Source organism: Rhizobium leguminosarum (genome assembly GCF_001679785.1).
Taxonomy (GTDB): domain Bacteria; phylum Pseudomonadota; class Alphaproteobacteria; order Rhizobiales; family Rhizobiaceae; genus Rhizobium; species Rhizobium leguminosarum_R.
Genome location: NZ_CP016286.1, coordinates 3,675,401 through 3,694,309, shown reverse-complemented (window position 1 = coordinate 3,694,309; position 18,909 = coordinate 3,675,401). Strand labels below are relative to the sequence as shown.

Genomic DNA, 18,909 nt, shown 5'->3' with positions numbered 1-18,909 from the left:
CGGCGCGGACACTACCCCGTTTTCATGACGGCCTACAGATCGGAAAACACGAGCGGAATCGGCAATCCTAGAAGGATTGGCCGATGCCGGCGTAGATTCCGTAATCTGTGCCATCTTCGTACTTGTTCAGCGGCACGGCAAAATCAAGCCGCAGCGGGCCGAAAGGCGTTGCATATCGTATTCCGGCGCCGGCGCCGGCGCGGATATCGGAAAAACCCGGAATGGTGCTGTCCGATACGGTGCCGACGTCGATGAAGGGCACGATGCCGATCGTATCGGTGATCTTGATGCGGGCCTCCAGCGAACCGGTCACATAGGAGCGGCCGCCGGTGGGATCGCCATTGTCGTTATAGGGCGAGATTTCCTGATAGCTGTATCCGCGCACGGAGCCGCCACCACCGGCAAAGAAGCGCTGCGTGGCGGGAATGTCCCCAATGCTGTCGCCGCCGATCAGGACGCCGGCGGCAACCTTGCCGGCAAGCACCACGCCGTCTTCCTGGCCGAACGGCAGATAGCCGGAGATCGAGCCCTCGAATGCTGCATAGGGCGTGGCGTTGAAGATCTCGTAGCCGGGCTTTGCCGAAAGCGTCGCGCGATAACCCTCCGTCGGGTTGAATTTGTCGTCGCGTGCGTCGCGATCATATTGGATCGGCAAGGTGAAGGTCAGATAGTCGTTCGTGCCGAAGGCGTCGTCGTCGCGCTCCCAGCTGACTTCGCCGCTCGCGGAGATCGTGTCCTGGTCGGTCAGTTCGTAGGAAAGGCCGAGCGAGGCGGTGACGAGTGTGGCGTTATAGGCATCCGGATTTTCGGTCTTGGCGACGATGCCGGCCTTCAGGGTGGCGGCGGGGAAGAAGGCGCCGGGCTTGGTGAAGAGGATGCCGGCGGAATAGTCGAGGCTGCCGACATCCGTCGTTTCGCCAAGCCTGGAGACCGATCCCTCGATCCTCAGCGTTTCGGCTTCGCCGAACAGGTTGCGGTGGCCCCAATAGCCCTGAACACCGAAGCCGTCGGTGGTGGAATATTGCGCGCCGACGCCGAAGTAGCGCCTCTTGCCTTCGGAAACCTCGATCGTCATCGGCAGCGTGCCATCGGATGCCAGCGCATCGCCTTGGTGGATGGTGACGCTTGAAAAGACGCCGAGGGCGCGAAGGCGCTCGCCGGCCTTCTTCAGCGTTTCCGGGGAATAGGCCTCGCCTTTGTTCAGCCGGGAATAACGCTGGATGAAAGCCGGCTTGACGGTCTTTTCGCCGGTGACGCCGACTTCGCCGATCGGGGCGACGGGACCGCCCTCGGCAGCAAGGACGATATCGACGGTATCGCTGTTGTGATCGGCAACGACCTTGCGTTCGGTCAACTTCGCGAAGGGCCGGCCTTCGCTCTTCAATTGTTCGACTATTCTGTCGCCGGCCTTGATGATGGCGAGCGAGCCGGCCTCAGCGCCCGGGGCGAGATCGTAATCGGCGGGATTATGGTTTGCGGCATCGCCGCCGAACTGGACCTCCCTGACCTTGAAAACCGGGCCGGGAGCAATGTCGACGGTGACGGGGATCGGCCCTGACCGGTCGAATGTCGGATTGGGCGGCAGGTCGTCGATATTCTTGCCGTCGATGGTGATCGTCACCAGGCCGCCATAACGGGCCTTTTCATACAGAGTGGCGATCAGCCGCTCCCGGTCGTCGCGCGCCTTGACGACGATGCCAAGATCGCCGGAAACCGGCTGCTTCTGGTCGCTGACGAGACGGGAACTGTTTTCCAGCGCTTCTTTGAGGTCGGGATCGGCGGTATCGGATTTGAGATCGACCTGATAGCGCACCGGATCGGGCACCTGTTCGCCTTCGTCTTCCTCTTTGCCGAAAATGGTAATGCCGAAAAGCTTGAAGGCGTAAGCGTCGCCGATCAGGACCGGTGAGAACGCAGCTGCCGCTGCGACCACCATCATGGTGCCTGTTCGCCGATACGCAGTACCTGTTTTCGGACCTGTCCCTCTAATCCGCATCCGCCGCTTTTGGTTACGCCTACTATGAAGCTTCGTTGCCCAGCCGTGAACAGCTTAGCGACAAAATCGCGCGGGGTGTACCATTTTAAATTGCCAACGCACTAATTTAGCACAAAAAATCCCGGAACTGTGTCCGGGATTTCCTGAATCTGCCGGTTCCTGAACGTTCTCAGCGCGGGCAGGTATCGATGTAGCGGCGACCGTAACGATCGCGATAGTAGCACTGGCCGGGCTGTTCGGCGACGCTGCCGATGAGGGCGCCGGACACGCCGCCGATAGCGGCGCCGACTGCCGCGCCACGGACGTTGCCGGTGACTGCGCCGCCGATGACGGCGCCTGATGCAGCGCCGATGCCGGCGCCCTGCTGCGTCGGTGTGCAGCTTGCGATCGACAGGCCGATCAATGCGAGTATGACAACTTTCTTCATCTTTTCTCTCCGAGGTTGTTGCCCAACGGGCAAAGGCCGTCCCTTTTATTTTTTGTCAGGCTAGACCGAAAACTATGTCGGAAGAAAGGGTTGTCCACCGCCGCGCCGATTTTTTTGCGATCAGGCCGTCGTCGCCTTTTGCGCGGTCCGCAAACTCGGCTGCCTTCTGCGGCATCAATTTCGCTGATCGCGGCTCGCATATTTTTTATCTGGAATCATTCAAAAATCTGGGCCTTTTGCCGCAGTTGATGTTAAAGCAAAGGGTAAGCATTGACGCGCGGACGTCCATTCATCAAGAACATCCGCGCGATACTGGAGCATATGATGGATTTCGAAGCGTTTTTCAAAAACGAGCTGAACGGGCTTCATACCGAGGGCCGTTACCGCGTTTTTGCCGATCTCGAACGTCACCGCGGCAATTTCCCCCGCGCGACGCGTTACACCGCGGATGGCCAAAAGGAAGTCACGGTCTGGTGCTCCAACGACTATCTCGGCATGGGCCAGCATCCGAAGGTGATCGAGGCGATGAAGAACGCCATCGACCACTGTGGCGCGGGTGCGGGAGGCACCCGGAATATTTCTGGCACCAACCACCATCACGTCATGCTCGAGCGTGAGCTCGCTGACCTGCATGGCAAGGAAGCAGCGCTGATCTTCACCTCGGGTTATGTTTCCAACTGGGCGGCGCTCGGCACGCTCGGCGCCAAGATCCCCGGCCTGATCATCTTCTCCGACGCACTGAACCATGCCTCGATGATCGAGGGCATCCGTTATGCCAAGTGCGACAAGGTGATCTGGAAGCACAATGACGTGGCCGATCTCGAAGCCAAGCTCAAGGCCGCCGATCCGAAGGCGCCGAAGCTGATCGCCTTCGAAAGCGTCTATTCGATGGATGGCGATATCGCCCCGATCCAGGAGATCTGCGACCTCGCCGACAAATATGGCGCGATGACCTATCTCGACGAAGTGCATGGCGTCGGCATGTACGGCCCGCGCGGCGGCGGCATCGCCGAGCGCGAAGGGCTGATGGATCGGCTGACCGTCATCGAAGGAACGCTCGGCAAGGCTTTCGGGGTGATGGGCGGTTATATCGCCGCTTCGACGGCGCTTTGCGATTTCATCCGCTCGTTTGCCTCCGGCTTCATCTTCACCACGGCGCTGCCGCCGGCACTTGCCGCCGGCGCCGTCGCCTCGATCCAGCACCTGAAGGTCAGCCAGTTCGAGCGCGCCCGCCATCAGGATCGTGTCCGCAAGCTGAGAGCGCTGCTCGATCAGCGTGGCATTCCCCATATGCCCAATCCGAGCCATATCGTGCCGGTGCTGGTCGGCGATGCGGCGAAATGCAAATGGATCTCCGATCTGCTGCTCGACAATTGCGGCGTCTATGTCCAGCCGATCAACTATCCCACTGTACCGAAGAAGACGGAGCGCCTGCGCATCACACCGACACCGCTGCATTCCGACGCCGATATCGCCCATCTGGTCGAGGCGCTGCATTCGCTCTGGTCGCGCTGCGCGCTCGCAAGGCATGTCGCCTGATTTTTCGATGATCGCTCGGTTCGAACCGTAATTCAGGGCCTCCACTGGAGGCTCTGACAGCGATCGGTCCTGCTCCCGCAAGGCGCTCTGCAAACCTCCCTTGCCCGCCCAGGATCATCGGCTCTGCGCTTGGTCCTAGCACCGATGACACATCCCAATCGGCCTGACCGATGCGCATGGATCTTTTCCCTGTGCTTGCCTCCTGCCGCAACTGTGTTGCCGATCCGAGCTTTAGTGTCGCATGAGAAAACCTTTTCTCACTTGACATAAGGATTGGTAAAAGCTTTTCTCAGATCACTTCAGAAGGAGGACGTTCTGAATATCTCGGGAGGAAAAAGAGGCAGGATCACCATCCACGAGGTGGCGGCGGCTGCCGCGGTGAGCATCTCGACGGCGTCGAAGGCTCTCAATGATACCGGCCGGATGGGGTTGGAAACACGCGAACGGGTGAAACGGATAGCCACCGAGATCGGATACCGGCCGAATGCGCTGGCGAGAGGTCTTCTCAGCAAGCGCAGCTTCACCATCGGGCTGCTGACGAACGATACTTACGGCCGTTTCACGCTGCCTGTCATGGCGGGCATCTCGGATGCTCTCGTCGACCACGGCGTTTCGGTCTTCCTGTGCGCCATCGAAGACGATCCGGCGCTCGCCCAGATCCACGTCGACGCGATGCTGGACAAACAGGTCGACGGCATTATCGCGACGGGAAAACGCCTGGATCGGCGCCTGCCTGTCGATCTGTCGAATTTGCATGTGCCTGTCGTCTACGCATTCACGGAGGGGACGCAGAACAGCGTCACCTTCCGGTCGGACGACGAACAGGGTGCGAGACTGGCGGTGGAATGGCTCGTGAAGATCGGACGGCGGCGGATTGCGCACATCACCGGGCCGGAGGAGTTCTTCTCGGTGCGGGAACGTGCCGGCGCCTATCACGAGGTGGCCGGTCACCGCGAGCCGGTGCTCTACGGCGTCTGGGCGGAAAGCTGGGGGCATGAGGCGGTCGATCAGCTTTGGAAGAGACCGGGAGAAAAACCGGATGCGCTCTTCTGCGGCAACGACCAGATCGCCCGCGGTGCGGTGGATGCGTTGCGCGAGCGCGGCGTCAAGGTGCCGCAGGACGTCTCGGTCATCGGCTTCGACAATTGGGAGATTGTCGCGGCCCAGACGCGGCCGCCGCTGACGACGGTGGACATGGAACTGAAGGAGCTCGGGCGGCAAGCCGGATTGACGGTGCTTGCGCTTGCGGAAGGACGGCCTGTCGAACCGGGAGTGAGGAAATTGCCGTGCCGGCTGATCGTCCGGCAGTCATGCGGGGGTAAAGCCCCCAAGGAATGAGACCAAGAGAATGAGCAAAGGCGCGAGGAGATGCGCCATATCGGGAGGAGTGTCATGATCAAGCGTCTATTGGCTGCGACCAGCATCGCTACCTTATGTCTGGTGTCGGCCGCGTCGGCTGCCGAAAATGTCGAAATGTGGGTGCGCACGGGGATCGGCGACGCCTTCAAGAAGGTCGTCGAAGCCTATAATTCCGGTCACGAGAACAAGGTCGTGATGACCGAGGTGCCGTTCTCCGAACTCGTGCAGAAATACGCGACGGCAATCGCCGGCGGACAGGCGCCGGACGCCCTGTCGATGGATCTCATCTATAATCCGGCCTTTGCCGCGGCCGGTCAGCTCGAAGACCTGACGGACTGGGCAAAGTCTCTGCCCTATTTCAACTCGCTTTCGCCATCGCATGTTCGCCTCGGCACCTATCAGGACCGGATCTACGGCCTGCCGCTGTCGGTCGAGACCTCCGTCTTTGCCTGGAACAAGGATCTCTACAAGAAGGCCGGTCTCGACCCGGAAAAGGCACCGGCGAGCTGGGACGAAATTACCGCCAATGCCGAGAAGATCCGGGCGCTGGGTGAGGACACCTACGGCTTTTATTTCTCCGGCGGCGGCTGCGGCGGCTGCATGATCTTCACCTTCACGCCGCTCGTCTGGGGTGCGGGCGCGGATATCCTGTCGGCCGACAGCAAGACGGCGACGCTCGATACGCCTCAGATGCGCAAGGCCGTCGATATCTACCGCAACATGATCAAGAAGGACCTCGTGCCGGCGGGAGCCGCCAGCGACAACGGCGCGAACTTCCTGACCTTCACCAACGGCAAGATCGGCCAGCAGAGCCTTGGCGCCTTTGCCATCGGCACGCTGGTGACCGAGCATCCTGATATCAACTTCGGCGTGACGCTCATTCCTGGCGTCGACGGGAAGCCTTCGTCCTTTGCCGGCGGCGACAACTTCGTCATCACCAAGGGCACGAAGAAGATCGACGCGGTGAAGGAGTTCCTCGAATATGTGTATTCGATGGACGGCCAGAAGATCATGGCGAAGTATGGCAGCCTGCCGACGCGCGGCGATATCGCCGACAAGGTGCTTGAGGGCCTCGATCCACGCATGCAGGTCGGCCTGAAAGCCATCGGTGTGGCCAAGACCCCCTATACGCTGCAATTCAACGACCTGATCAACAGCGCAAACGGGCCATGGGCCAGCTTCACCAACGCCGCGATCTTCGGCGACGACGTCGACGGCGCGTTTTCGAGTGCGCAATCGGAAATGCAATCGATCATCGATAGCGGCCAGTAAACTCTCCCTCGGCCGCGGCCGGGGAGCGGTGGCAGCTTCCCGGCCAATCCCACTCGACAGATGCGGAGCGTTTTGATGACCGGTTCCGGTTCAGAGATTCTATTGCCTCGGCGCAGGCGACGGCGCAGATCGAACTGGCGCGGCCTCGTCTACATCGCGCCGGCCATGGCGCTGGTCATCGTCTTCTTCATCATGCCGGTTCTCTTCACCGGATGGATGAGCCTTCACAACTGGCCGCTGATGGGGGCGTCACGCTGGATCGGCTTCAACAATTATTTCCGCATGGCCAACGATACCCGTTTCATGACGGCGCTGAATTTCACGGCCTATTACACCGTGATGGTCACCATCGCGATCTTCGCGATCGCCTTTCCGCTGGCGATCTTCGTCGAAAAGGAACGGCAGTTCGTCGGCGCCTACCGGACGATCATCTTCCTGCCCGTCGTGGTCGGTCTTGCCACAGCCTCGCTGCTGTGGGTCTGGCTCGCCAATGTCGATAGCGGCTTCATCGGCCCGGCCTTGAAGGCGCTCGGCCTCGTCGAAAAGAGCCCCAATCTGCTTGCGACCTTCGACACCGCCTTTCTGACGATCGTGGTGATGGTCGTCTGGAAGATCGCCGGCTTCACCATGATCATTCTTTTGACCGGGCTTCAGGCCATTCCGTCCGAGCTGACGGAGGCCGCCCGCATCGACGGCGCCGGCCGCTGGCAGCGTTTCCGGCATCTGACGCTGCCGCTGATGCGCAAGACGATCGCGCTGGCGCTGATCGTCTCCGTCACCGGTTCGATCCTCGCCTTCGACCAGTTCTACATCATGACGTCGGGCGGGCCGCAGAACAAGATGATCTCGGTGGTCTATTACATCTTCAATCAGTCCTTCGTGTCGTTCAATCTCGGTTATGGCGCAGCACTCTCGATCGTACTTCTCGCCATCCTGGTGGCGATCAGTATCGTGCAGCTCTGGCTGCTTCGTGTCGGGGAGGAGCGCCCATGACCACCTCAAGGGAACGCCGCGCGCGCAAGGCCATCCGGACGAAGTCGGCCTATCATCTGACCGGCATCGCTATCTCGATCTTCTTTCTCGCCCCCTTCGTGATCACGCTGTTGTCGTCCTTCCGGCATGGCACGGAGGCCAGCCTGCCGCCCTTGCCGCCATGGCCGATATCCGGCGTCAGCATCGATTCCTACGCGCTGCTCGATACGTTCGGCGCCGGCATCTGGCGGCACATGATCAATTCGCTGTTCGTTTCGGTCGCCACCGTGGTGCTCACCGTCGCCGTCAGCCTGCTCGCCGGTTACGGCTTCTCGCGCTATCGATTCCCGATGAAGAATGCGCTCTTCGTGCTGATCATCGCGACGCTGATGATCCCGTTCCAATCGATCCTGACGCCGCTCTTCATCATCCTTGCAAAGCTCGGCCTCAACAATTCGCTGCTTGGGCTGACGCTCGTCTATGTGACGCTGCAACTGCCCTTCTCGGTCTTCATGATGCGCAATGCCTTCGATGCCGTGCCGAAGGAGATCGAAGAGGCCGCGCGCATCGACGGGGCGCGCGACCTCAGGCTCCTGGTCCGCGTTCTCCTGCCGCTGGTGCTTCCGGGCGTCGCCACGGTTGCGATCTTTGCCTTCCTCAATGCCTGGAACGAGTTTCTCGCCGCACTCGTGCTGCTCTCCAGCAATGAGAAATACACCCTGCCGGTGCTGATGACGGCGGTTCGCGCCGGACGGCTCGGCGCCATCAATTGGGGAGCGGTCCAGGCCGGTGTCGTCGTCATGACGATCCCCTGCCTGATCGTCTTCCTGCTCCTGCAACGCTACTACATGCGCGGGCTGATGGCCGGCGCGGTGAAATGATCTTAGAGAAAGTGGACCCCATGAACAAACCAAGCAATGACCGCCAGTTTCGTCCCGTCGCCGTTCCCGATGTGGAGCTCGGCGGCTTTTGGGGCAAATGGCAGGACGCCGTCTGCAATTCCACTGCCGAGACCCTGCTCGACCGCTGCGTCGAGGCCGGCATGCTCAAGGCGATCGACGTCGACCAGCCGAGCCCCGGGGTCGTCATTCCCATTCAGCCATGGGGCGGGACGACGCAGATGTTCTGGGATTCCGACCTCGGCAAGTCGATCGAGACGATCGCCTATTCGCTCTATCGCCGGCCAAACCCGAAGCTTGAGGCGCGCGCCGACGAGATCATCGACATGTATGAGAAGCTGCAGGACGAGGATGGTTATCTGAACGCCTGGTTCCAGCGCGTCGAGCCGAACCGCCGCTGGACCAACCTGCGCGACCATCACGAACTCTATTGCGCGGGCCACTTGATGGAAGCTGCCGTCGCCTATTTTCAGGCGACCGGCAAACGCAAGCTGCTCGACATCATGTGCCGCTATGCCGACTACATGATCAAGATTTTCGGCCATGGCGAAGGCCAGATTTCAGGCTATTGCGGCCATGAGGAAGTCGAGCTGGCGCTGGTCAAGCTCGCCCGCGTGACGGATGAGAAGAAATATCTCGAGCTGTCGAAATACTTCATCGACGAACGCGGCACCGAACCGCATTTCTTCACCGCCGAGGCAAGGCGCGATGGGCGCGATGTCTCCGAGTACCACCAGAAGACCTATGAATATGCGCAGGCGCACCAGCCGGTGCGCGCGCAGACAAAGGTCGTCGGCCACGCCGTGCGCGCCATGTACCTCTATTCGGGCATGGCCGACATCGCCACCGAATACAAGGACGACGGCCTGACGGCAGCGCTGGAAACGCTCTGGGACGATCTGACGACCAAGCAGATGTACATCACCGGCGGCATCGGGCCGGCTGCCTCCAACGAAGGCTTTACCGATTACTTCGATTTGCCGAACGATACCGCTTATGCGGAGACCTGCGCCTCGGTCGGGCTGGTGTTCTGGGCGAGCCGCATGCTCGGCCGCGGTCCGGATCGGCGCTATGCCGACATCATGGAGCAGGCGCTTTACAACGGCGCGCTGCCGGGGCTTTCGACGGACGGCAAGACCTTCTTCTATGATAATCCGCTCGAAAGTGCCGGCAAGCACCACCGGTGGAAGTGGCACCATTGCCCCTGCTGCCCGCCCAACATCGCCCGGCTGGTGACCTCGATCGGCTCCTACATGTACGCCGTTTCGGACAATGAGATCGCCGTGCACCTCTATGGCGAGAGCACCGCGCGGCTGAAGCTTGCCAACGGCGCCGAGGTGGAAGTCGAGCAGACCACCAACTATCCGTGGGAAGGTGCGGTCGCCTTTACCACCAGGCTGGAAAAACCGGCGCGGTTTGCGCTGTCGCTACGCATTCCGGACTGGGCTGAAGGCGCAACCCTCAGCGTCAATGGAGAGATGCTCGATCTCAACGCCAATATGCACGACGGATATGCCAGGATCGATCGTGAGTGGGCCGCAGGCGACCGTGTCGCCCTTTACCTGCCTTTGGCGCTTCGCCCGCAATATGCCAACCCGAAGGTGCGCCAGGATGCCGGCCGCGTCGCATTGATGCGCGGCCCGCTGGTCTATTGTCTGGAAACGACGGACAATGGCGAAGACCTCAATGCCATCGTCCTGCCGCGTGAGCTCTCCACGGGCGAAACTGTCGTGCTGAAGGATCTCAATGATGCCGTCGCCCTCGATCTTAAGGTCGAGCGCGAGGAGACATCGAACTGGGGAACAGCGCTCTACCGCAAGACGCCGGCCGAAAGGCAGGTCGCCACCGCGCGTTTCGTGCCCTATCATCTCTGGGACAACCGCGCGCCCGGAGAGATGCTCGTCTGGGTCCAGTCGGACAGATAGGTCTTTTTGGGGATGACGAACGGTATGGGTAACAAGAGCGTCGTGCTCCAGGGCGTGCGAAAAAGCTATGGCAATCTGCAGGTGGTCCACGGGATCGACCTGACGATCGCGGAGGGTGAATTCGTCGTCTTCGTCGGCCCTTCCGGCTGCGGAAAATCGACGCTTCTGCGCATGATCGCCGGCCTGGAAGACGTGACCGACGGGGAGGTCGAGATCAAGGGACGTGTTGTCACCGATCTCGATCCATCCGAGCGCGGCATCGCCATGGTCTTCCAGTCCTACGCTCTCTATCCGCATATGAGCGTGCGCGACAATCTGGCCTTCGGCTTGAAGATGGCGCGCACCAATGCTGCGGAGATAGAGACGCGCGTCAAGGCCGCCTCCGCAATCCTGAAGATCGACCATCTTCTCGACCGGCGGCCGGGACAGCTTTCCGGCGGCCAGCGGCAACGTGTGGCGATCGGCCGGGCGATCGTGCGCAAGCCTGATGTCTTCCTGTTCGACGAGCCGCTGTCCAATCTCGATGCGGAACTGCGCGTTTCGATGCGCATCGAGATCGCCCGCCTTCACCGCGAACTCGGCAACACGATGATCTATGTCACGCACGACCAGACGGAGGCGATGACGCTCGCCGACAAGATCGTCGTGCTGCGCGACGGCCGCGTCGAACAGGCGGGAACGCCGCGGGAAATCTACGAGAATCCCTCGAATACCTTCGTGGCGGGCTTCATCGGCTCGCCAAGGATGAATCTGCTCAACGCCCGCTGGGGTGAGGGCGTCCTGGTCGAAGTCGCCGGCCGGCAGATCGAAAGCGGCCTGCCGCCGGCGGACAGGCCGGTTGGTGGCGCGGTGACGCTCGGCCTGCGGCCGGAGCATCTGAAGGTGGCATCCGATCTATCGGGCAGCCTGACGGCCAGGGTGGATTTTTCGGAGTATCTCGGGGGAACGCAATATCTCTATTGCCAGCTTGCCGATGGCCAGTCGCTGACCGTCGAGCATCGGTCACCGATCAGTATTGCAGCGGGCGAGCAGGTGAGCCTGCTGTTTGAACCGTCGGATTGCCGGTTGTTCGACGAGGGTGGGAACCGGTTGCGCTAATCGCGGCAGTCACGCTCACAAGCGGACGACCACTCGGCGGCCCGTCCGAACTTCACTCAGCAATCGCTAGTGTCATGAGCTCCGCCGCCCTTTGCCGGGCTTCCCTGTCGGCGGCGAAGACATCGTCCATGCCGGAAGCCGGCGGCAGGCCGGCCAGATCGTCCATGACCCTTTCGGTGACCTCGGCCATGGCGAGGAAGGAGAGCTGCCCTTCGATGAAGGCTTCGAGCGCCACTTCCTTGGCGCCGTTCAGCACCGCGCCCTGGACACCGCCGCGCGTCATCGCCAGGCGCGCGAGCCGCAGCGCCGGAAACCGCACCTCATCCGGCGCCTCGAAATCCAACCTGGCGAGCTTGGCGAAATCCAGCCGCTCGACCGGCAGGTTCGGCCGGCGCGGAAAGGACAGGGCGTAACCGATGGCGGTGCGCATATCGGGCGCGCCGAGCTGCGCCAGCACCGACCCATCTGTATAGCCGACCATAGAGTGGATGATCGATTGCGGATGGAAGATGACCTCGATCTGTTCGGGTCTGAGGCTGAAAAGGTGCCGGGCTTCGATCATCTCCAGCGCCTTGTTGAACATCGAGGCGCTGTCGATCGAGATCTTCAATCCCATCGACCAATTCGGGTGGGCGCGCGCGGTTTCCACCGTCACATTAGCCATGTCACGCAGCGAGGCGGTGCGGAAGGGGCCGCCCGACGCCGTGAGGATGACACGCTCGACGGCGTGGCGCTGGTTCTCTTCCAACACCTGGAAAATCGCGTTGTGTTCGCTGTCGACCGGAAGCAGCTTGCCGCCGCCCGCCCGGATCGCTGCGATAAAGAGATCGCCGGCCGAGACCAGGCATTCCTTGTTGGCAAGGGCGATATCGGCGCCGCGGCGGGCGGCGGCAAGGGTCGGCGCCAGGCCCGCAGTGCCGACGATGGCCGCCATGACCCAGTCGGCTTCGCGGTCGGCGGCTTCCATCAGGCCGGATTTTCCCGAAGCGACCGCGATGCCGCTGCCGGAAAGTTCGCTCTTCAGTGATTCGTAATGGCGGTCATTTGCCGTCACTGCCAGCCGCGCGCCGGATAATTTCGCCTGTCGAGCCAGCAATTCGACATTGCTGTTGCCTGTCAGTACGGAGATTTCGAAGTTCTCCCGTCCGCCCAGGTGATCGACGACATTGAGTGTATTCTGGCCGATGGAACCCGTCGAACCGAAGATGCTGAGGCGCCGCGGCGCGCTTTTGCCGGTTATCATGTGGTATTTCGCGAAAATTTCTCTCGTAGGCTCAGGCTCTACTAGGCTTTGGAGGGGGCGGCAAGTGTGCGGTGCAGCAGATTTCAACCCTTGAGGGGTTTACAGAGCGGCCGCCGGATGTGATCCTTATAACATTGCTGACGGAATCGCTTCCGCTGCGGCCGGTCACGGTCGCATGGCAAGTCGGGGCGCTGTGGCGTCCATCGAAGAACAGGCACTCGGTGCCGCCGGCCTTTGGGCCATACATTAAATCGAGGATGAAACCGGGATGGACGGCTTGGCCGTGATCTCTATCGCGGCTTGGCCGTGATCTCATTGCTGCGTTCGTCGCGAACGCTTTCATATGCGCTGCTGCGTCCACTCCGCGCCGCAGCCCTGTGACAGGTCAAAACGTTCTGAACTTCATGACGACATTCAAATTAGTATGCATCTTTTTCGCCATCCTACCCTCGCTCACAGCCGCAGCGAAGGCGGACGACCTGTTGATCTGGTCGCCTGCCAAGCTTTCGGACCGGTCCTACAAGGCGACGGTGGGTTTTCGCCTGCCGGCGGAATGGGAAACGAGCGCTGGCGCCGACATCGCGCTGGCCTCGACCAAAGGCGGAGCGCTGCTGCCCGATTCCGAACAGGCAATGCTTTGGGGCAGGATCACCAGGACGAGCGTTACCCCGGCAGGCCGGTCAGAGCGGGGTGCCAGCGTCAGCGTCGATACGCTGCGCGGCAGCGGCGCGCTGACCCTCAGCCGCTCGCGCAGCTGGATCCTGTCCGATTCGCTCGACATGCAATCGAGCCGATCCATCAGCGTGCAATATGACGCGGTCGAGGCCCGGCAGGCTTCGGTAACGGCATCGCAGGCGCTGAAGCTGATTCATCCCTGGACGGGAACCGCGCTTTCGGCAGGGACAGGCGTCAGCAATGCGAGCGGCGACTTCTCGAGCACGGTGGGGGTCAGCCAGGCCATTCTGCCGAACCTCAATCTCGATGCGTCGGTGAGCAATCCATTTTCAGGAGGTGAGGCGGGCAGCGTCAATCTCCGCTATCGCGTCAACTGGTAGCGGTGGTGAACCAAAGTCCGCTGAGCAGCGTTTCCTACGAGGTTTTCACGGAGGAACGGATCATGGTTTTCAAGGAGCAGACATTTCACGGGCTCGAACCCGAGATGGAGATCGAGATCGCCAATCGCGCATCGGTCGAAGCGGCCGTTGCCAATGCCCTGGCGATCGCCGGCGGCATCGACGCCTCCGATGTCGAGGTGACGATGGAGAACGATCAGATCGTGTTGAGCGGCACCGTCGGCACGGTAGGCGAAATCGAACGGGCAACTGCGGTCGCCAAGGCGGTCGAGGGTGTGCATGCAGTGCAGAACCGGATCCTGCTCGGCGGATCGTCGCTCGACGGTACGCATTAACCAGCGGCGGGCCGCTCCGAGCCCGGAGCTTGCCGGGCGAGAACTGTTTCCACATTGTCGCCTATAAGCCGCCGATCAACCGGCGAACCGTTCGACGAGGAAGGACGAGCCGGCCAGACGATCCGTTTTCTGCGCCGCGACCGACCCCTGCGGCTGGTAGGCGATGGCGAGCAGCAGGACACTGACGGCGACATAGGCGATTGTCAAAAGAGTCATCTTGAGACGCATGATGAATACTCCTGTTTCGCGGTAAACGCGGCTGATATGGCGAAGTTCCTCATGTCGAAATCAGATGAAAAGTCCGGCCGATCAGCCAGGCTTTTCCTGCATCGATTGCCTTATTGGCAGACCTGGGTTTCCTTGATGACCGTGTGGCCGTGGCGGCGGATCTTTTCCGTCTTGGTGAAGCACTCGCGGGAAACGTGGCGCCCTCATGTGATGGCGGTAGTAGGGCCGTTCCAAATGACGATAATAGGGACGCGCATCATCCGTGGTGATGGTCACACTTGCCGCCTGGGACGGCATTGCGGAAAAGATGGACGCAGCAGCGAGCGTGCAGGCCAGGACAAACCGTTTCATGACGAGCGCCTCTATTTTCTGAGTTGGTCACGGCATCAACTCGCCGGAAGCCGTCGGTTCAATCACATAGGCTTATCGATTATGTCGAAGGCAGAAACCTTTGGTGCGCCGGATCGTTAGCGCAAGGGGATAGCCGGAGGCATCGATCATGGGACCGATTGCAAGGATCATCACCATCGTCGCCGGGCTTGCCGGCGGCGCGGTGTTTTCGCAGGCACCGGAATTTGCGCAGCAATACCGCCAGCGGATCGGAGGCGCGATCGACGAATTGCGCGTTATCGTCGAGGATTTCAACCGCCAAGCCGCCGAGCACCATCTCGATCGCCAGCAGGCGCTGAACACCTATGCGCAATCATCCGACGATTTCCTGCGTGACCGCGGCGTCTCGATGCAGAGTACGATCTCGCGTTACGAAACGCTGCTGTCGCAGCAACTCCACTTCAGCACCGCCGCCCCCGTGGCCAAGCCGTTCGTGCTGCTACGGAATGCGGATGACGTCGTTTTCGCCAATACCTGGCGCGACTTCGTGCCCGGCGTGCCCGTCAGTTTTGCGGGTCTTGTCTGGGGCGCGATTGGTTTTGTCAGTGGCTGGGTCGTGGCGGCGCTGCTGGGATTGGGTGCGCGGCGGGTCACGAGGACGCGGCGAGTCCATCGTCAGGTGCGGTGAACCAATCGGTGGCGAACGTGGTACTGGCCCCGGAACGTAATGATATCAGCCAAGCTTTGCGCTGAAATGACCCCGCCAAACTTCGGCGGGGGTCATCGATCCCCTCAGGGAACCGATCGTCACCAGGAGATGGCGAGGGCAGCAATTGAAGTCGGAGTAGAGCAGCCCGGTAGTTCGCTTGGCTCGTAGCCAAGAGGCCTAAGGTTCAAATCGTCCCTCCGCAACCAACTACAACCCGTCACCTTAACCGGTCGGCGGGGTTTTCCATCTCGCCTCGCTTGTCCTCACGCGGTTGCGCCTCTTATATGCTCCCGAAGAGCGAACAGAGGGCATCTAATGAACGACAACGAAGAGGCGGTAACGGTTCTTAAGCTCGATATCGAACTGAACTTGACCGGCCCAATGCAGGCCTTGGTGAACAAGCAGGCGGCTGCTCTGCTCCGATCCGTGGCTGACCGGCTTGAAAAGGATGACTTCCAGGACGGATTTGAAGAGATCAACGACGAGAACGGCAACCAGATCGGAGAGATCTACGTCGACTACTCGGACATGATCACATACTAGTCGCAATTCAGCACAGGCTGGCCAAAGCGACGGCTCATGACCGGCAAGAACGCTGCGGCCAACCACGCTAATGCTCCTCGCCGTCCATTGGCTTCTCGATTATCCCCTGCAGGGCCAGTTCCTCTCCGACGCCAAACAATCAGGCCCGCTGCGCGTTTATCACCTGATCGCTCACTCCGGCATTCAAGGCGCCGGCGTCGCAGTGGTCACGGGTAACATGTGGCTAGGTCTTCTCGAATGGCTGGCACACACGACGATCGACGAGGCGAAGGTGAGGGGGAAGACGACTTTCGCCCAAGACCAGGCCTTAGACATCACCTGCAAGGCCATCTGGCTCGCCTACCTCATCTTGTTCGCAACGCTCTCGCATGGTGCGTCTATCTCGCTCTGGTGGCGCTAACGTTCGGTCTGGCATCTCTACCAGGATGGTGGCGGTTATGAGCGGGAAGATCGAGCGCGGCACGCTGCTGGTCATTTGCGTCTGCGTTGTACTCGCGATGATATGGATGTTCTGGCCGTGACCTGCCGCCTGACGACATGATCGAAGGAGAGGAGCGCGCATATCAAGTACCGCGCTCTTCATCCTCGCTGGTCATCACTTACAGGCATTTGGAAATCTCAAGGCAAACTCACGCCCACCAACGTGCCGGCCCACTTCAACACTTCGTACCCCTCTTTCAGCTTAGGCATCATGCTGAGAGCATCCCCCAAGCCAGAAACCAGCGATCTTAGTTTGAAAGGGTTCGGCTTCTCTTTCGCCAATTCCGACTGAGCGTCCGCCACAAGCTCCAACACATCGTTGCGCTGCGGGCTATCGTCCTGCGTTGCCAGAGCATGGATCTTTGAGAGGGCTGCAGTGAGGGCTTCCGACGCACCTTGATCAATGTGCTGATTCGCGATGCCAAAGCTACCAGCACCAGTTTGCACAACGCCGACCTGGCCATTGAAAACCATGTTATAACTTTGTTGATCTGGCTTCTCTCGGCCTTGAGAGGCGGCGATCAATGAAATTTCGCCAGCGATCCGTCGAATTTCGAGATCGCCCGCCTCATCGATCTCTTTGAGGAAACTCTCGCTTTGAGCAGAATTCGCGCGCATTGGTGCCGTTATACTGACGACACGCTTCAGCTGCAGCAAACGCTCTTCGGTCCATGCTCGGAGTATCGCTGTTACGGCGTCCTTGTTGCTTTGATCGACCTTGACCCCGTGAGCTGATAGCGTTCTCAAAAGCAGAGTGAAGGCCGTTTGGCAATGCATTGGGATGGTGCCTGCGGCATCTCGAGTAACCTTGATCATTCCGCCAGAGCTATTTAGGTTTCCTCTTGCCGCAAGGAATGAGATCGATGCACGGTGCGCCTCCGCGATGGCTCGGTCTATCTTCGCAGTCTCGACCGCTAGCAGTTCGCGAAAATCATTCAGAGCATTTTCCATGTGTGCCTCCAGCAAAAGGAAGCTGACAGAGGCACAGCTGAGTCGCAACATGATGCATGGAATGTTGCACGGATTGGCCGTGTCCTCAGGGGAGCACCGGGACATGCAGGGAATCCCAATGCAACACGGAGGCACGCAATTAAGTAATTAAAAATATTGGTGATCCCGGCGCGATTCGAACGCGCGACCCCCAGATTAGGAATCTGGTGCTCTATCCTGCTGAGCTACGGGACCACTTGCACGCCATGCATACAAAAGGCTTGGCGGGAAGCCAAGCCTTAATTGTTGTCAGAGGCCGAGGCGCTGTTCGGCGAGGCAGACCCAATAGGAGATGCCGTGGGTGATGGCTTCGTCGTTGAAGTCGTAGGCCGGGTTGTGGAGGCCGGCGCTGTCGCCGTTGCCGATGAAGATGAAGGCGCCGGGCCGGGCGTTCAGCATGTAGGAGAAATCCTCGCCACCCATCATCGGATCGATCTCGGCGTTGACGTTCGCCTCGCCGGCGATGGCGCTGGCGGTGGCGACCGCATGCTCGGTCTCATCGGGGTGGTTGACGGTGACGGGATAGTTGCGATGGAAGCTGATTTCGGCCTCGGCGCCGTGGGCCGCGACCAGACCCTCGATGATCTGCCGGAACCGCGTTTCGGCGAGCGTGCGAACCTCGGGGTCGAGGGTGCGGACCGTGCCGGCGAAGGTCGCATCGTTCGGAATGACGTTATGGGCGAAACCGGCATTGAACTTGGTCACCGAGACGACGACCGAGCGCAGCGGATCGGCGGTGCGCGAGGCGATCATCTGCAGATTGGCGATGATCTGGGCGCCAATGGCGATCGGGTCGATCGTCTTATGCGGCTGGGCGGCGTGGCCGCCGCGGCCCTTGATGGTGACGGTGAATTCGTCGGTCGCCGCCATGATGGCGCCCTTGCGGGTGGCGAACTGGCCGACCGGCAGGCCCGGCAGATTGTGCATGCCGTAGACCTCTTCGATATCGAAGCGCTCCATCATGCCGTCCTTGACCATCAGATTGCCGCCGCCGCCGCCTTCTTCTGCGGGCTGGAAGATGACGGCGACATTGCCGTTGAAGTTGCGGGTCTCGGCCAGGTATTTCGCAGCACCGAGCAGCATGGCGGTGTGGCCGTCATGGCCGCAGGCATGCATCTTGCCCGGCGTCTTCGAAGCCCAGGGCTTGCCGGTGATTTCGGTGAGCGGCAGGGCGTCCATGTCGGCGCGCAGGCCGACCGTGCGGCGGCCTTCGCCCTTGCCCTTGATCAGGCCGACGACACCGGTGCGGCCGATGCCGGTGACGATCTCGTCGACGCCGAATTCCTTGAGCTTTTCGGCGACGAAGGCAGCCGTATTTTCCACCGCGAAGAGGAGTTCCGGCCGGGCGTGGATGTGGCGGCGCCATTCGGCGACCTCGTCCTGCAACTCCGCGGCTCTGTTCAAAATCGGCATATCGGCGTTCCTGTTATGAAATCTCGACAATCTTTCATCGCATCACAAGGGTGTGAGGCTGTGGAAATTACTTAGTCA

The 18,909-nt window shown here is 60.7% G+C and carries 17 protein-coding genes, 1 tRNA gene and 2 pseudogenes; 12 read left to right on the top strand and 8 right to left on the bottom strand.

Features of this window, described 5'->3' with window-relative positions; all coding sequences use genetic code 11:
• Window positions 1-67 precede the first annotated feature (67 nt).
• Together BA011_RS18120 and BA011_RS18115 are read right to left on the bottom strand one after the other, a co-directional pair.
• A complete protein-coding gene (locus tag BA011_RS18120) occupies window positions 68-1,996 on the bottom strand; it encodes an autotransporter assembly complex protein TamA (protein ID WP_186806456.1) in 1,929 nt (642 codons plus the stop codon).
• Window positions 1,997-2,165: 169 nt separating this feature from the next.
• Window positions 2,166-2,423: a YMGG-like glycine zipper-containing protein gene (locus tag BA011_RS18115; RefSeq protein ID WP_065281468.1), complete on the bottom strand. Its 258-nt coding sequence runs from the start codon at window positions 2,421-2,423 to the stop codon at window positions 2,166-2,168.
• Window positions 2,424-2,747: 324 nt separating this feature from the next.
• Here BA011_RS18115 and hemA point away from each other — a divergent pair, with 324 nt between their 5' ends.
• The 7 genes from hemA to BA011_RS18080 all read left to right on the top strand — a co-directional run bounded on the left by hemA (window position 2,748) and on the right by BA011_RS18080 (window position 11,487).
• A complete protein-coding gene (gene hemA, locus BA011_RS18110) occupies window positions 2,748-3,962 on the top strand; it encodes a 5-aminolevulinate synthase (RefSeq protein WP_065282589.1) in 1,215 nt (404 codons plus the stop codon).
• Between the two features lie 360 nt (window positions 3,963-4,322).
• Window positions 4,323-5,300: a LacI family DNA-binding transcriptional regulator gene (locus BA011_RS18105; RefSeq protein WP_065282588.1), complete on the top strand. Its 978-nt coding sequence runs from the start codon at window positions 4,323-4,325 to the stop codon at window positions 5,298-5,300.
• A gap of 54 nt (window positions 5,301-5,354) precedes the next feature.
• The gene (locus tag BA011_RS18100; protein WP_065281467.1) at window positions 5,355-6,593 is read left to right on the top strand and encodes an ABC transporter substrate-binding protein; all 1,239 of its coding nucleotides are present in this window, start codon (window positions 5,355-5,357) and stop codon (window positions 6,591-6,593) included.
• Window positions 6,594-6,668: 75 nt separating this feature from the next.
• Window positions 6,669-7,586, top strand: a complete 918-nt coding sequence (locus BA011_RS18095) for a carbohydrate ABC transporter permease (RefSeq protein WP_065281466.1) — start codon at window positions 6,669-6,671, stop codon at window positions 7,584-7,586.
• Window positions 7,583-8,446: a carbohydrate ABC transporter permease gene (locus tag BA011_RS18090; RefSeq protein WP_011653757.1), complete on the top strand. Its 864-nt coding sequence runs from the start codon at window positions 7,583-7,585 to the stop codon at window positions 8,444-8,446. Before BA011_RS18095 ends, BA011_RS18090 begins: the two co-directional genes overlap by 4 nt.
• A gap of 20 nt (window positions 8,447-8,466) precedes the next feature.
• Window positions 8,467-10,389, top strand: a complete 1,923-nt coding sequence (locus tag BA011_RS18085; RefSeq protein WP_065281465.1) for a glycoside hydrolase family 127 protein — start codon at window positions 8,467-8,469, stop codon at window positions 10,387-10,389.
• Window positions 10,390-10,413: 24 nt separating this feature from the next.
• The gene (locus BA011_RS18080; RefSeq protein WP_186806455.1) at window positions 10,414-11,487 is read left to right on the top strand and encodes an ABC transporter ATP-binding protein; all 1,074 of its coding nucleotides are present in this window, start codon (window positions 10,414-10,416) and stop codon (window positions 11,485-11,487) included.
• A 52-nt stretch (window positions 11,488-11,539) separates the two neighbouring features.
• Here BA011_RS18080 and dxr read toward each other — a convergent pair whose 3' ends face one another.
• Window positions 11,540-12,730 (bottom strand): 1-deoxy-D-xylulose-5-phosphate reductoisomerase, encoded by a 1,191-nt coding sequence (gene dxr / locus BA011_RS18075; protein WP_065281463.1) that lies wholly within the window; start codon window positions 12,728-12,730, stop codon window positions 11,540-11,542.
• A 343-nt stretch (window positions 12,731-13,073) separates the two neighbouring features.
• Between dxr and BA011_RS18070 the strand changes: the two are divergent.
• Both BA011_RS18070 and BA011_RS18065 read left to right on the top strand, forming a co-directional pair.
• A pseudogene (locus BA011_RS18070) lies at window positions 13,074-13,785 on the top strand (hypothetical protein).
• A gap of 62 nt (window positions 13,786-13,847) precedes the next feature.
• Complete coding sequence (locus BA011_RS18065; RefSeq protein WP_026265482.1) at window positions 13,848-14,138, top strand: BON domain-containing protein; 291 nt, start codon at window positions 13,848-13,850, stop codon at window positions 14,136-14,138.
• Window positions 14,139-14,213: 75 nt separating this feature from the next.
• Here the strand turns inward: BA011_RS18065 and BA011_RS44360 are convergent, their stop codons facing one another.
• Both BA011_RS44360 and BA011_RS45125 read right to left on the bottom strand, forming a co-directional pair.
• Window positions 14,214-14,366 carry a hypothetical protein gene (locus tag BA011_RS44360; RefSeq protein ID WP_167378978.1) on the bottom strand — a complete coding sequence of 51 codons (153 nt, stop codon included), beginning with the start codon at window positions 14,364-14,366 and terminating at the stop codon, window positions 14,214-14,216.
• Between the two features lie 110 nt (window positions 14,367-14,476).
• Window positions 14,477-14,717, bottom strand: a pseudogene (locus tag BA011_RS45125) (hypothetical protein).
• A 148-nt stretch (window positions 14,718-14,865) separates the two neighbouring features.
• Between BA011_RS45125 and BA011_RS18060 the strand changes: the two are divergent.
• From BA011_RS18060 to BA011_RS18045, 3 genes are all read left to right on the top strand, one after another.
• Window positions 14,866-15,384: a DUF2937 family protein gene (locus BA011_RS18060; RefSeq protein ID WP_065281461.1), complete on the top strand. Its 519-nt coding sequence runs from the start codon at window positions 14,866-14,868 to the stop codon at window positions 15,382-15,384.
• A gap of 336 nt (window positions 15,385-15,720) precedes the next feature.
• Entirely contained in the window at window positions 15,721-15,948 is a 228-nt protein-coding gene (locus BA011_RS18050) for a hypothetical protein (RefSeq protein ID WP_065281460.1), read from the top strand.
• 70 nt (window positions 15,949-16,018) lie between these two features.
• On the top strand, window positions 16,019-16,348 hold the full coding sequence (locus tag BA011_RS18045; RefSeq protein WP_065281459.1) for a DUF3307 domain-containing protein: 330 nt from the start codon (window positions 16,019-16,021) through the stop codon (window positions 16,346-16,348).
• A gap of 218 nt (window positions 16,349-16,566) precedes the next feature.
• Here the strand turns inward: BA011_RS18045 and BA011_RS18040 are convergent, their stop codons facing one another.
• From BA011_RS18040 to BA011_RS18030, 3 genes are all read right to left on the bottom strand, one after another.
• Complete coding sequence (locus BA011_RS18040; RefSeq protein WP_151343495.1) at window positions 16,567-17,379, bottom strand: hypothetical protein; 813 nt, start codon at window positions 17,377-17,379, stop codon at window positions 16,567-16,569.
• A 157-nt stretch (window positions 17,380-17,536) separates the two neighbouring features.
• Window positions 17,537-17,613, bottom strand: a tRNA-Arg gene (locus BA011_RS18035).
• Window positions 17,614-17,667: 54 nt separating this feature from the next.
• On the bottom strand, window positions 17,668-18,831 hold the full coding sequence (locus BA011_RS18030; protein ID WP_065281457.1) for a M20 aminoacylase family protein: 1,164 nt from the start codon (window positions 18,829-18,831) through the stop codon (window positions 17,668-17,670).
• Window positions 18,832-18,909 lie beyond the last annotated feature (78 nt).